Raw genomic sequence first — 13,457 nt, 5'->3', positions numbered from 1 at the left:
AGGTTACTTACGGAAAAAATCGGCCAACTGCTGCCCATCCAACAACACCAGGGTTTTGCGACCGTCGGGGGTGTAGCCGGGCACCTGGCAGGCAAAAAGCCGGTCGGCTAGGGCGCTGAGCTCCGACTCCGGCAACCTGGTAGCGGCCGTGCCAGCTGCCACGCGGCGGGCCAGGGCGCGGGCAAGGCTCTCGCTCTGGTCGAGCTTGAGGGGGCCAGAGGCAGTGCGGTACTGCTCAATCAGGCTTTCGAGCAGCTCCTTCTCGTCCTGGGCGGGCATGCTGGCCGGAATGGCTTCCACGGCAATGGTGTTGGGGCCGAACTCTACGAAGATGAAGCCCAAAGCATGAAGGGGCTCGGTGAGCTCGCGCAGCACCGCAAAATCGGCGGGGTTGAAGGTGACGGTGCGCGGGAAGAGCAGCGTTTGGGAAGTGCCCACGGCCCGGCTCAGCTCCTGGCGGTACTGCTCGTACAGAATCCGCTCGCGGGCGGCCTCCTGGTCGATGAGCAGCACGCCCGATTTCACCGGCACCAGCACGTAGCGCTGCTGTACTTGCAGGGCCCGGCTGCCCGTGCTGCTCTCCCGCTCCCGGGCGGGCGCAGCGCGGGCCGGCTGAGCATCGGGCAGGGTCAGGCCCAGGCTTAGGGTCAGGTCGTCGCCGCTCGCGGGGGCTGGCTCGGCCGAAGCTGCGGTCTCGAAGCTGCGCATGGTGGCGCTGTCGAGGGTGGGCTCATCCTTCACAGGTTGGCCCAGCTCACGGTAAAAGGCTTCGAGCTCGCGGCGGGCCTGCTCGGTGGGGCGCGGCGGAATCTGCCGCTCGTAGCCGTCGCGTCGGGTATCGGCGTTGAAGTTGGAAAAGCCTGAGGGGCCGGGCGGGGTGCGGGCCGCCGATGTCGAAGCCGCCAGGGCATCGGGGCGGTAGCCGTCGCTGCTCGCGGCGCGGGCGGCTGAGCTAGCGGCGGGCAGGTGGTCGTCGGCTTCGGTAGGTACCTGGCCGGTGCCTTTCCCGGTGCGCAGCGGGCGGATGGGTGCAAAGTTTACGTCGCCGTCGAAGTCGAGCGAGGGCGCAATATTGTGCAGGCCAAGGCTCTGCTTCACGGCAGCGCGCACTACGGCGTACACAGTTTTCTCGTCCTCGAACTTGATTTCCGTTTTGGTGGGATGCACGTTGATGTCGATGGCCTTGGGGTCGAGCTCCAGAAACAGCACGTAGAACGGGTGCGTGTCGCGGGCCAGCAGTCCCTCATAAGCCGCCAGCACGGCGTGGTTGAGATAGGCCGAGCGAATGAAGCGGTTGTTGACAAAGAAAAACTGGTCGCCCCGGCTTTTCTTCGACGACTCGGGCTTGCCCACGAAGCCCTTCACCGAGATGGAATGCGTGACTTCTTCGCAAGCCGCCAGCTGCTCCTTGTAGCCGTTGCCGAGCAGGGCCACGATGCGCTGGCTGAGCTTGCCGGCGGGTAGGCCAAATACCTCCAGGTCGTTCTGATAAAGCGAGAAGGCAATGTTAGGGTTGGCCAACGCCACGTGCTGAAACTCGTCGAGAATGTGCCGCATTTCCACGGCGTTGCTCTTAAGAAAATTGCGGCGCGCGGGCACGTTGAAAAACAGGTTTTTCACGGCAATGCTGGTGCCGTCGGGGCAGGCGGTGGGCTGCTGGCTTGTCACTTGCGAGCCTTCGACCAGCAGCAGGGTGCCGGTGTCGTGCTCGCGCTGCTTGGTGCGAATTTCGACCTGGGCCACGGCCGCGATGCTGGCAAGGGCTTCGCCCCGAAACCCAAGGGTGCGGATGCGAAATAAATCTTCGGTCGAGCGAATCTTGCTGGTAGCGTGGCGCTCCAGGCTCATGCGGGCATCGGTGGGCGACATGCCGGCGCCGTTGTCGACGACCTGCACGAGCTGTTTGCCTGCCTCTTTCACAATAAGTTGAACCTGGGTAGCCCCGGCATCGACAGCGTTCTCCAGCAGCTCCTTCACCACGGAGGCAGGGCGCTGCACTACCTCGCCAGCCGCAATCTGGTTGGCGAGGTATTCGGGAAGCAGGTGAATAATATCGGGCATAGGAAGAAGCGCACGCTGGAGCTTGCGCCAGGGAAAATCGAATGAGCTAACGGGCACGCAAACAAGCGAAAACGTGCCCGTCAATAAGCATAAAATGGCAGCGTTTTAAACCCACGCCGCGGTTTTCTGCGTACCTTTGCGGCTAAATAGCGGAATTGTAGCATGAAATTTTATGGCAACTGCCACAAGCATTTCACGCCGCAGCTGGCTACGTTTGGAACCTCCAAACGTAGCCGGCGGGTTCCGCTGCTACCCACGACAAAAGTACGGCCTTCGCGGCCCGTTTGCCCCTTGAATAAACCCACCACCCCCGCGGGGCTGATGCGCATCCCTCTCCAGCTTGGCTTGTTTGTCCTGCTGCTCGTGACGGGCCTGCTGCTGTCGTTTTCCGAAGTGCCAAAGCTGCCCGCCGACCCGCTGCCTTCCTCCGCCGCCGAAACGGCCTGGGTCGACAGCGTGTTCAACTCGCTCACGCCTGAGCAGCGCCTGGGCCAGCTGTTTATGGTGGCCGCGTATTCGAATAAGGACCGCGCCCACTTCAACCGCATCGAGCAGCTGGTGCGTAACCAAAGCATTGGCGGGGTGATGTTCTTGCAGGGTGGTCCCAAGCGCCAAGCCAACATGACCAACCGCCTGCAGGCCTCCGCCAAGGTGCCCCTGCTTATTGCCATGGACGCCGAGTGGGGACTCGATATGCGTCTTGACTCCTCGGCCCACTTCGCCAAGCAGATGACGCTGGGCGCCATGGACGACCCCAAATACGTGTACCTGATGGGCCGTGAAATTGCCCGCAAAATGCGGGCCCTGGGCGTGCACATCAGTTTCGCGCCGGTCATTGACGTGAACTCAAACCCCGGCAACCCGGTCATTGGCAACCGCTCGTTTGGAGAAGACCAGGAGCGAGTGGCTAAGCTGGGTGTTCAGTATATCAAAGGCTTGCAGGAAAACGGCGTAATGGCCGTAGCCAAGCACTTCCCCGGCCACGGCGACACCGATACCGACTCCCACGTGGCCCTGCCAGTCATCAACACCGACCTGGCCCGCCTGAGCAAAGTTGACCTGGTGCCATTTCAGCAGTCTTTCGAAGCCGGGGTGATGGGCGTGATGGTGGCCCACCTCTACATGCCGCTCTTTGACACGACCAACGCCAAGACCACGACCCTGTCGCGCGCGCTGGTGACGGACCTACTCAAGACCAAGATGGGCTTTAAGGGTCTGACGTTTACCGACGCGCTCAACATGAAGAGCGTGAGCAAGCTCTACAAAGACGGCGAGCTCGACGCCATGGCCTTGGCTGCCGGCAACGACGTGCTGCTGTTTTCGGAGGACGTGCCGGCCGCGCTGCTGCGCATCCGCGAAGCCGTGACGGCGGGCAAGCTCAACCAGGAAGATTTAGACTTCCGCATCAAGAAGATTTTGCGGGTGAAGCACTGGGCTGGTCTTTCGAAGTACAAGCCGGTGCGGACGGCCGCTTTACGTGACAGCCTCAACCAGCCTTTCTCGAAAGTGGTGGCCCAGTCGATTTTTGAGCACGCCGTAACGGTGGTGAAGAATGACGACAAGCTCCTCCCCTTCCAGCGGCTCGACACGCTGCGCATTGCAGCCATCACCATTGGCACGCAGGCCGAAGGGCCCTACGCCACCATCTTCAATAAGTACCAGCCGGGCCCCGTGTACGCCGTGGCCAACCGCTACGCCGACGACTCCACCTTTACCCGCATTCTTTCCCGCCTAGGCGGCTACAATGTGGTAGTGGTGAGCCTGCATAATATGAACAACACGCCCAGCCACAGCTACGGCATGGGCGACGGTGCCCTGCGGTTCATCAAACAGCTGCAGGCCAACCCACGCCTGAAAACGGTGGTGGTAGCCATGGGCAACGCCTACGGGTTGAAGTTTCTGGAAAACGCCCGCACCCTAGTGTGTGGCTACGAGGACCACTACGCCGCCCAGCTGGTGGTGCCGCAGGTGCTGTTTGGGGCGCTGCCGGCCCTGGGCAAGCTGCCCGTCACGGTGTCGCCCACGCTGAAAGTCACCACCGGCATTGCCACGCCCGACCTTAAGCGTCTGCGCTACGCCACGCCCGAAAGCCAGGGCCTGAGCTCGCGCGTGCTGGCCCAGATTGATAACATTGCCCTCGAAAGCCAGACCTACGCGGCCGCGCCGGGCTGCCAGGTGCTGGTCGCCAAAAACGGAACCGTAGTGTTTGACCAGAGCTACGGCTACTGCACCTACGACCAGTCGCAGCCCGTAACGAACAGCACGCTCTACGACTTGGCTTCCATCACTAAAGTTGCGGGCACGCTGCAGGCCGTGATGTACCTCAAAGACCAGGGCAAGCTGAACCTGGACGAGCGAGTGGCCACCTACCTGCCCGAGCTAAACCGCACCAACAAGCGCGAAATGACCGTGCGCGACGTGCTCATGCATCAAGCGGGCCTCAAGGTGGGCATTCCGACCTGGGAGCGCACTATCACCAGCAACGGGCTGAAGCCGACTTTCTACGCCAGCATTCGCTCCGACGACTTCCCCAACGAAGTAGTGCCCGGCGAATACAGCACCAAAGCCGCCGACGACTCGGTATGGGCCTGGACCATGCGCTCGAGCCTGCTGCCCAAAGTGAAGGGCAAGTACCCCACCGAGTATTCGGACCTGAGCTTTATTGTAATGAAGCGCTTGTGCGAAAAGATTCTGAAGCAGCCCATCGAGAGCTTCCTGCAGGAGAATTTTTACCGGCCGCTGGGCCTGGGCAGCATGACGTATAACCCGCTGCAGCGCTTCCCCAAAAGCTGCATCGCGCCCACTGAGAACGACACGTACTACCGCCGCGAGCAGCTGCAAGGCAGCGTGCACGACCAAACTGCCGCCCTGGTTGGCGGCGTGGGTGGCCACGCCGGCCTGTTCGCCACGGCCAACGACTTGGCCGTGCTCATGCAGATGAACTTGCAGAACGGCCGCTACGGCGGGTCCCGCTACTTCCAGACGCCGGTCGTAACGGAATTTGCGCGGCCCATGACGGGCGGGCGGCGCGGCCTGGGCTGGGACCACGGCGACCCCCGCAAGCCCACGGGCCCCACCAGCAACCTGTCGCCGGCCAGCACCTTTGGCCACACCGGCTTCACGGGCACCTGTGTGTGGATGGACCCTGAGAATGAGATTCTCTACGTCTTCCTGTCGAACCGGGTATACCCCGATGCTGGCAACAACAAGCTGCGCCAGTACAACATCCGCACGCGGATTCACGAGGTGATTTATAAGTCGTTGGCGGCGGGCACTCCAAGGAAGTAGGCCCACGCAACCTTTTAAGGTCCGCGTCCCTCATGGCGGTATCACCCATTCATTACCTCATGAGATTCGCACTTTTACTTCTGACGTTTGCCCTTCTGAGTGTGACCGCGGCTTCGGCCCAAACTACCTACCGCCTGGGCTTACGTGGTGGGGGCAACCGCGCAACCACGACGCTCGATGCCGCTAGCTCGGGAGCAAGTGGTCCCTTCAGCTATTCAACAGAGAAATCCAGTATCCTTGCCTGGCAGGCTGGAGCCGTACTCGAAATAGCCTTTCGTAATTTTTCCCTGCAATCTGCCATGTTGTTCTCGCAAAAAGGTGAGAGCTTAAACACCTCGAGCAATGTGGAGTACACAAATGCAACCTTTGGCATTATCAACAGCGGAAATAATACACGTAGCAGCAACCGGTACAATTGGCTGGAACTCCCTGTTAACGTAGTTTATCAAGTTAGCAACTTTCAACTTTTTGGGGGACCTTATGCGGCTTTGGGAGTCGGCGGCCAACGGCGCGGAACCACGCTTAGTTATCACCCAGCCATAAAGTATGCTCCTTACCATTTCAACGACAAGATTCGCTACGGGTCCGACACCTATAACTCACGCTTGGACGCAGGCCTAAATTTGGGTATTGGTTATCGGCGGGGACCCATGCAAGTACAAGTAGCCTATCAGTTGGGGCTGGTCAATCTCCATCCTTCCGAGCCGTACCTTCTCTATGACTATGGCCACGATTTCGCCCGCGACGCGGCTCACAACCGCGTGGTGCAGCTAACGGGCACCTATTTCTTCGATTTGTAATAGCTGTTTACAAAGCAACTCCTCGCTGATTGTGACGACTATAAAATAATGTGGCGCTAAGCACGTCACATACTTAGGCGGTTGCGCAACCAATAGGCCCCAACATCTCGGCCAAATTGCGGTTAAGCAGAACGCACGGCCCATTTCCGCGTTACTTGCTTTATGAACATCGGCATTGTTTGTTACCCCACGTTTGGCGGCTCCGGCGTGGTGGCCACGGAATTGGGCAAAGCCCTGGCCCAGCGCGGTCACCGGGTGCACTTTATTACCTACAGCCAGCCGGTGCGGCTCGACTTTTTCAACGAGAACCTCTTTTATCACGAGGTGTATGTGCCGGCGTATCCGCTCTTCCAGTTTCCACCCTACGAACTGGCGCTGACCAGCAAGATGGTTGACATTGTGCAGAATGAGAAGCTCGACGTGCTGCACGTGCACTACGCCATTCCGCACGCCTCGGCAGCCTTCATGGCCAAACAGATTCTGCGGGCCCGCGGCATTCAGATTCCGGTGGTGACCACGCTGCACGGCACCGATATTACACTGGTAGGCAAAGACGCCAGCTTTGAGCCGGTGGTCACCTTCAGCATCAACCAGAGCGACGGCGTTACGTCCGTTTCGGCCGATTTGCGGCGCGAAACCTACGAATACTTCGCCATTGAGAAAGAAATCGCCGTCATCCCCAACTTCATCGACCTGCAGCGTTTCAAAAAGCAGGAAAAAAGCCATTTCCGCGCCGCTATCGCGCCCGAAGGCGAGAAGTTACTGATTCATACCAGCAACTTCCGCACTGTGAAGCGCGTGGAAGACGTGCTGCGAATTTTTGTAGGTGTGCGCGAGCAGATTCCCGCCAAGCTCCTCCTCGTGGGCGACGGCCCCGACCGCAACCGAATGGAAAAGCTGGCCCGCGACCTCGACGTGCACCGCGACCTGCGTTTCCTGGGCAAGCTCGAAGCCGTAGAAGAAGTGCTAAGCGTGGGCGACCTGTTCCTGATGCCTTCCGAAAACGAGAGTTTCGGCCTCGCCGCCCTCGAAGCCATGGCCTGCGAAGTGCCCGTGGTGAGCACCAATGCCGGCGGCATTCCCGAGCTAAACGTGCACGGCGTAACCGGCATGATTAGCGAAATCGGCGACGTAGAGGACATGGTTAAAAATGCCCTCTACGTGCTCGACGATGAGAACCTACCCCGCTTTAAAGCTGCCGCTCGCGCCCGGGCTGAAGAGTTTGCGGTGGAGAAGATTGTGCCGCTGTATGAAGAGTGCTACCGGCAAGCGGCTGAGGCGGTTGCCGTAGCGGTATAAATAAAAACTCCCCTCCTCAGCCGAGGAGGGGATGTTCGAGCCAAGGGCTCGAACGGGGGTGGTTGAACTCGTTGAACGATGGGCGAACATCGCAGATGCGAGTCGTTCAACGACTTCAACCACCCCAGCTGGCGCTTTGCGCCAGCGTCCCCTCCTCAACTGAGGAGGGGAGTTTGTCGTTTTACTTTAGAATTAAAACAGGCCGGCGGCTTCGTTCTTTACCACGGCCAGCGCTTGGGCTGTAGGCTCGGCGCCGTCCATCATCAGGCCTTCGAGGATGCGTTTAGCTAGCTCCGTGCCGCGGGCCTGGCTGGGGTTTTGGATGCCGTGAAAGGCGCGGTTTACCATCGTCAGCACGTTTTCTTTGGCTTCCTTTACCGTGGTCCAGGCATCGCCGGAGATGTAGAGCTGCTGCGAGAGGTTGTGTTCGTATTCGGCCCGGATTTCCTGCTGCAGGAGGCGATGAAAGTCGGGAGCAGATTGGCCGGCGCTGCTTAGACGCACGAGGATATTGTTAGGCGAAATGCGCTCCAGAAATAGCACCACCCGCTCGTAGGCCTGCAAGCGCAGGGGCAGCGTGGTTTTGTTGCTTTCCAACCGCATCTCAATCAGGCGCCGCTGCTGCTCTTTTTGCAGAAACTGTCTAAAAAGCAAGTAAATCGACCCAGCAACAATGAGGGCAGGCAGTACGATTTTGAGCAGGTCGAAGAAATAAGCGGTAGAATCCATAAAGTCGAGGAAAAGCGGTGGAAGGCGATAAGGTAATTCGAACCTTGAAACGAAATGGTTGCCGGTTGGCGCGTGCAGGAGCAAAACCCGCCTCGCTGGCACCGGCCGCAAACTTACGCCGTGAACCACTGCCCCCCAACTGCTGTTTCTACTCCTGACGCTGTGCCGCGAGCTACTCCGGCAGCCGCTGTATCTTTGTCGTCCACCTAGTTCTAAAACGTCTTTCAATTATGGCTTCCGTTGCCACCCTCGCTCCCATTAGCCTCACCGACCGCGCTGTGGTCGAGGTGAAGAATATTATCCAGGAAAAGAACGTGCCCGCCGACTACGGCCTGCGCATTGGCGTGCAGGGCGGTGGCTGCTCGGGCATGAGCTACCTGCTCGGCTTCGACAAAGCCAAAGACGCCGACGAAATCTACGACCTCGACGGCCTGAAGCTCATCATGGATAAAAAGCATGCTATGTACGTTCTCGGCATGGAAGTCGACTTCCAGGACGGTCTCAACGCCCGCGGCTTTGTGTTCAACAATCCCCAGGCCAAGAGCACCTGCGGCTGCGGCTCGTCGTTTTCGGCTTAATCCGTATCGACTTATCGCGGATTTATCTGAATCCGCGACCTTGCTATTAATTAAAAGCCCTTGCCCTCCGGCGAGGGCTTTTTGCTTTGAGCGGCTGCCTTTATCGTGTTGCCGACCGCCAGGTAACGGGCGAAGACGTCTTGTTTATCGTGCTCAAACTGCAGCATCGCATCGGCTTGCTTGCGCACGCGGTCGGCTTGTTGCTGAAGTGTGGCCAACCGGTCTTCGCTGCTGGTGCGGCGCGCCACGGTTTCGATGGCCGTGAGCAAGCGCAGCAGCACCGCCACGTTGCCCTCTGCGCTGCTGCGAACCTGGTCGAACGCCAAACCTGTGTACGTGGCAAACGTGGGGCTTCGGGCCACCACGCGCACCCGCCCGCCTTCAGAACGCAGCGGCTCATTAAGCTTGCGGTCGGCCAGGAGGCTGAGCAGGGCGCCCAACTGGTCGACGCAGAGGATGGCCGTGGTTGTATCGTTGACGCCCGGCGAAAGGGCTTTCAGGGCAATGTCGACCAGCTGGCGGAAACCGAAGCCGAGGTCCTGGTCGATGGTGCGCAGGTCGCCGATGCCATAGGTCCCGCAGAGGCGCTGGCGCGTTTTTTCATCGGGGGTGCCGAAGGGTTGGCCATCGTAGCGGGCCACCGAAACCAGCGGGGCTTCCTGAGCCACAAAGCTGCCAATGCTGCGTTCCATGCGCACCACGCCGTTTATTTCGCGGGCGAAGTCCAGCAGGCCTTCGTTGTCGACGTCCTGCACGTAGCCGCTACGCAGGGCCAGAATGGCGTGCCACTGGTGGTCGGTTTCGCGCCAGTCGGTGGCCTCGGAGGCGGTGGCTTCTTGGCCCAACTGCTCCGGAAACAGGTTTTCCAGGGCGCCTTGGGTTTCGGCCGCGGCCCGGGCAATGATGGTGGACGCCTGGATGGACGACGCAATGTGGTGAATGAAGAAGATGAGCACCCCGATGCTCACCAGGGCCAACACCAGCCCGCCCGCCACGGCCAGCGAGGGAATGAACTTTCCTTCGTCGCCGCCCCGAATGGTGCGCAGCACAATTAGGCAGTACACGAAAATGCTCACGAAAAACCCCAGCACCAGCTGGTTGGCACGGTCGCCCATGAAGTTGCGTAGCACCCGCGGCGTGTACTGGCTCGACACCTGGGCCAAGGTGGCCAGCGTGAGCGAAAAAATGAGGCCCGCCACCGTAATCATGGAACTGGCAATGGCCGTGAGCATGCCCCGGGCACCGTCGGCCCCGGCCCCGAACAGCATGGGGTAGTCCTGTAGCCACTCGTGTTCGATGCTGTCGTCCAGCATCACCAAGCCGTAGGCCAAGCCCGACGCGGCCGTCACCATCAGCGTGGGCACAAACCACAGGCTGGAGTTGACGTTGGACCAAGCAAGCCGGAGTCTGTTCATGGAATAAGAGCTGTGGCGCTGGCTAATCGGGCAACTGTCGTGACTCGCCGCGTCGCTAGTTTGGCCGGTATACCAGGCTAAAGTGTACGCTAAAACCCAACGGCTGGCCCATTTGTAACTGACAGTAGGCCTTTTGCAAACTATTTGGGCATGCCTGATACCGGAGCTAGCGCCGACTGCGAGCCATTTGGTGCCTGCCTGAGCACGTTCAGCGTGCCGTCGGTTTCCAGAACCACCGCCGCCGCTTCCGTGAGCGAACTGATGCCCCGCTCCCGCAATCCGGCCAGAATTTCTCCTTCCGTTACCCGCTCGGTGCGCATGGCTTTGTGCTGGTACTGGCCCTGGTACACCAGCAAGGTCGGCTCGGCTTTCACGAGCTGGCTCACGGCTTTGTAGCGCACGGCCAGCCACGTAATGGCAAACTGCAGCCCGATGAGTAGCCCAAAAGCCAGGATGCCGTCGAGCAGCGGCACGCTTTTGTTGAGCAGCACCGTTGCCAGAACAGAGCCCATGGCCACCGTCACCACAAAGTCGAAAGCATTCATTTTTGACAAGGTGCGCTTGCCCGAAATGCGAAGCAGCAAAATGAGGCTGGCGTAGGCCAGCGTGCCAATGACGATGGTGCGAACCAAGCTGGTCCAGTTGGAGAAGAAGAATTGTTCCATAATTACATCAGCAAAGCGACCACCGCAGGGCAAGCCTCTGAAGAAGCCCTAAGTCATTAAGAAGGCAATGCCAGTAGGGCTCAGCCCAAACCTGGCATGACGATGCCACGGCAATGCGCCGATGGCCTTCTGTTTACGCCTGCCCGGTCACCCGGTTCAGCGCCGGTTTCTTCTGGCCTGGTAAAACACTTCGGTTTGAAACCTGCTTTGCGAGTAGAAGCAGTGGGGTCGTTAATCCTCACCCAAACTCAATAGTCACGGGCATTTACACAGCGGCTCGCAATGGCCTTATGCTCGCACTTGGCCTGTTGTGCCCACCCTACGCCTTACTTTGGTAACCGAAGCGAAGCACCCTCCACTCCCACCCTTGCCCTTTATGCCCAGAATCTCCCTCTCACTGCTTTTTGTTTTTGCTTGCGCCGGGGCCCACGGGCAGGCCTTTAAGCCGGCCGAAATAGCTGCCTGGAAGCAGCAAGCCAAGCAGGTTTCCATCACCCGCGACACGTATGGCGTGCCGCACATCTATGGTAAAACCGACGCCGATGCCGTGTTTGGCCTGCTCTACACCCAGTGCGAGGACGACTTTGACCGCGTCGAGATGAACTACCTCGACGCCATTGGCCGCCTGGCCGAAGTAGAGGGCGAAGCCGCGCTGTACCACGACTTGCGCGCCCGCCTGTTCATGGACTCCACCCAGGCCATCGCCATTTACAAGAAAACGCCGGCCGAGATGAAAAAACTGCTGGACGCCTTCGCGGCCGGCACCAACTACTACCTCGCCACCCACCCCACCGTGAAGCCCAAGCTGCTGCGCCGCTTCCAGCCCTGGATGCCGCTCATGTTCAGCGAAGGCAGCATTGGCGGCAACATCAGCGTGGTGAGCACCGAGCGGCTGAAGGCCTTTTACAGCCAGAAAAAGTCCAGCTCTTGGATAAACACCGACTTTGAAAAGCGCGAGCGGGAGCCCGTGGGCTCCAATGGATTTGCCATAGCGCCGGGCAAAAGCGCCAGCGGCAACGCCCTGCTGCTCATCAACCCGCACACCTCGTTCTACTTCCGCTCCGAAGTGCAGATGGTGAGCCAGCAGGGCCTGAACGCCTACGGCGCCGTGACCTGGGGGCAGTTCTTCGTGTACCAGGGCTTTAATGAAAACTGCGGGTGGATGCACACTTCCAGCCAGGCCGATTCCATGGACGAATACCTCGAAACCATTGAGAAAAAGGACGGCAAATTTTTCTATAAGTACGGCGACAAGTTGCCGCCAGTGAAGGTGGAGAAAGTATCTCTGCCCTACCGCGACGGCGACAAGATGTTGCGCCGGGAGTACACCATGTACCGCACCCACCACGGCCCCATTGTGGGCCAGAAAGCCGACAACCAGTGGGTGGCCGTGCGCATGATGAACGAGCCACTGGCGGCGCTGCAGCAGTCCTACCTGCGCACCAAAGCCACGGGCTACGCCAGTTTTCAGGAAGTGATGAAGCTTAACGGCAACGCTTCCAACAACACCGTGTTTGCTGACAGCAAGGGCAGCATAGCCTACTGGCACGGCAATTTCATGCCCCGGCGCGACGCCAAGTTTGACTGGAGCCAGCCCGTGGACGGCAGCAACCCCGCCACCGAATGGAAAGGCTTCCACGGCGTGAACGAGTTGGTGCAGGTGCACAACCCCGCCAGCGGCTTCATTCAGAACTGCAACTCTACGCCGTTTACGGTGGCCGGGGCCGCCAGTCCCGAACCGGCCAAATTCCCCAAATACATGGCGCCCGATGCCGAAAACTACCGGGGCCTGAACGCCGTGCGGGTGCTGAACAAAAAAGCCATTTTCACGCTCGACACCCTGATTGCGGCGGCCAATGACCCGCACCTCACCGCCTTCGACGACATGCTGCCCGCGCTGCTCACGGCCTACCAGCCCACCTCCGTTGAGAAAGCCAACGCGCCGGCTCTGGCCGAGGCCATTGGACTTCTAAAGGCCTGGAACCACAACTACAGCCAGACTTCTGTGGCCCAGACCGTGGCCATTTACTGGGCCGAGCGGCTACTGGCCAAAGCCCGGGCTCGCGTGCCGGCGGCCCAGCCGCAGCTGGACTACATCAGCTTCACCAAGTTTGCTTTGGCCGAAACCAGCCCGCAGGAAAAGGTAGCCGCCCTGACCGAAGCCCTGGATGACCTCACCCGCAGCTTCGGCACCTGGAAAACCGCCTGGGGCGACATAAACCGCTTCCAACGCCTCACCGGCAACATTCAGGAAAGCTTTGATGACCAGAAGCCCAGCTTGCCTGTGGCCTTTACCTCCTCGTCTTGGGGCTCGTTGGCCGCTTTTGGTGCTCGCGCCTACCCCGGCACCAAGAAGCGCTACGGCGCCGTAGGCAACAGCTTCGTAGCTGTGGTGGAATTTGGGCCGCGCATCAAAGCACGGTCAGTAGTGACGGGCGGCCAGGATAGCCGCCCTGGCTTGCCGCATTTCACCGACCAGGCCGAGCTTTACACCAATGGCCGCTTCAAAGAAGTGCGCTTTTACCCGGAAGACGTAAAGGCCAACGCCGAAAAGACGTATCACCCAGGCGAGTAAATCAGCGCTGCGTATGCAGGCTGATTCACACTAACTTTTAACCTAGC

At 59.8% G+C, this 13,457-nt stretch carries 9 protein-coding genes; 5 read left to right on the top strand and 4 right to left on the bottom strand.

Annotated elements, in window-relative coordinates; all coding sequences use genetic code 11:
• Positions 1 to 3 precede the first annotated feature (3 nt).
• Positions 4 to 2,061: a DNA mismatch repair endonuclease MutL gene (gene mutL, locus BMZ66_RS11955; RefSeq protein WP_092673256.1), complete on the bottom strand. Its 2,058-nt coding sequence runs from the start codon at positions 2,059 to 2,061 to the stop codon at positions 4 to 6.
• Positions 2,062 to 2,352: 291 nt separating this feature from the next.
• On the opposite strand from mutL, the gene BMZ66_RS11950 reads away from it, so the two are divergent.
• The 3 genes from BMZ66_RS11950 to bshA all read left to right on the top strand — a co-directional run bounded on the left by BMZ66_RS11950 (position 2,353) and on the right by bshA (position 7,448).
• On the top strand, positions 2,353 to 5,349 hold the full coding sequence (locus BMZ66_RS11950) for a serine hydrolase domain-containing protein (protein ID WP_234795073.1): 2,997 nt from the start codon (positions 2,353 to 2,355) through the stop codon (positions 5,347 to 5,349).
• A gap of 59 nt (positions 5,350 to 5,408) precedes the next feature.
• Positions 5,409 to 6,149, top strand: coding sequence for a PorT family protein (locus tag BMZ66_RS11945; RefSeq protein ID WP_143080174.1), 741 nt, complete (start codon positions 5,409 to 5,411; stop codon positions 6,147 to 6,149).
• A 162-nt stretch (positions 6,150 to 6,311) separates the two neighbouring features.
• Positions 6,312 to 7,448: an N-acetyl-alpha-D-glucosaminyl L-malate synthase BshA gene (gene bshA, locus BMZ66_RS11940; RefSeq protein WP_092673250.1), complete on the top strand. Its 1,137-nt coding sequence runs from the start codon at positions 6,312 to 6,314 to the stop codon at positions 7,446 to 7,448.
• Positions 7,449 to 7,640: 192 nt separating this feature from the next.
• Here bshA and BMZ66_RS11935 read toward each other — a convergent pair whose 3' ends face one another.
• Positions 7,641 to 8,177 (bottom strand): DUF7935 family protein, encoded by a 537-nt coding sequence (locus BMZ66_RS11935; RefSeq protein WP_092673247.1) that lies wholly within the window; start codon positions 8,175 to 8,177, stop codon positions 7,641 to 7,643.
• A 230-nt stretch (positions 8,178 to 8,407) separates the two neighbouring features.
• Here BMZ66_RS11935 and BMZ66_RS11930 point away from each other — a divergent pair, with 230 nt between their 5' ends.
• Positions 8,408 to 8,755: a HesB/IscA family protein gene (locus BMZ66_RS11930; protein ID WP_092673244.1), complete on the top strand. Its 348-nt coding sequence runs from the start codon at positions 8,408 to 8,410 to the stop codon at positions 8,753 to 8,755.
• 50 nt (positions 8,756 to 8,805) lie between these two features.
• Here the strand turns inward: BMZ66_RS11930 and BMZ66_RS11925 are convergent, their stop codons facing one another.
• Both BMZ66_RS11925 and BMZ66_RS11920 read right to left on the bottom strand, forming a co-directional pair.
• Positions 8,806 to 10,170 carry a DUF2254 domain-containing protein gene (locus BMZ66_RS11925; protein WP_092673241.1) on the bottom strand — a complete coding sequence of 455 codons (1,365 nt, stop codon included), beginning with the start codon at positions 10,168 to 10,170 and terminating at the stop codon, positions 8,806 to 8,808.
• A 140-nt stretch (positions 10,171 to 10,310) separates the two neighbouring features.
• The gene (locus tag BMZ66_RS11920; RefSeq protein WP_092673238.1) at positions 10,311 to 10,835 is read right to left on the bottom strand and encodes a DUF421 domain-containing protein; all 525 of its coding nucleotides are present in this window, start codon (positions 10,833 to 10,835) and stop codon (positions 10,311 to 10,313) included.
• A gap of 376 nt (positions 10,836 to 11,211) precedes the next feature.
• Between BMZ66_RS11920 and BMZ66_RS11915 the strand changes: the two genes are divergently transcribed.
• On the top strand, positions 11,212 to 13,410 hold the full coding sequence (locus tag BMZ66_RS11915; RefSeq protein ID WP_092673235.1) for a penicillin acylase family protein: 2,199 nt from the start codon (positions 11,212 to 11,214) through the stop codon (positions 13,408 to 13,410).
• Positions 13,411 to 13,457 lie beyond the last annotated feature (47 nt).

The sequence above is a fragment of the Hymenobacter arizonensis genome (genome assembly GCF_900115775.1).
GTDB classification, from domain to species: domain Bacteria; phylum Bacteroidota; class Bacteroidia; order Cytophagales; family Hymenobacteraceae; genus Hymenobacter; species Hymenobacter arizonensis.
Note: the sequence above shows the minus strand (reverse complement) of the source record. Positions and strands in the feature narration are given on the sequence as shown.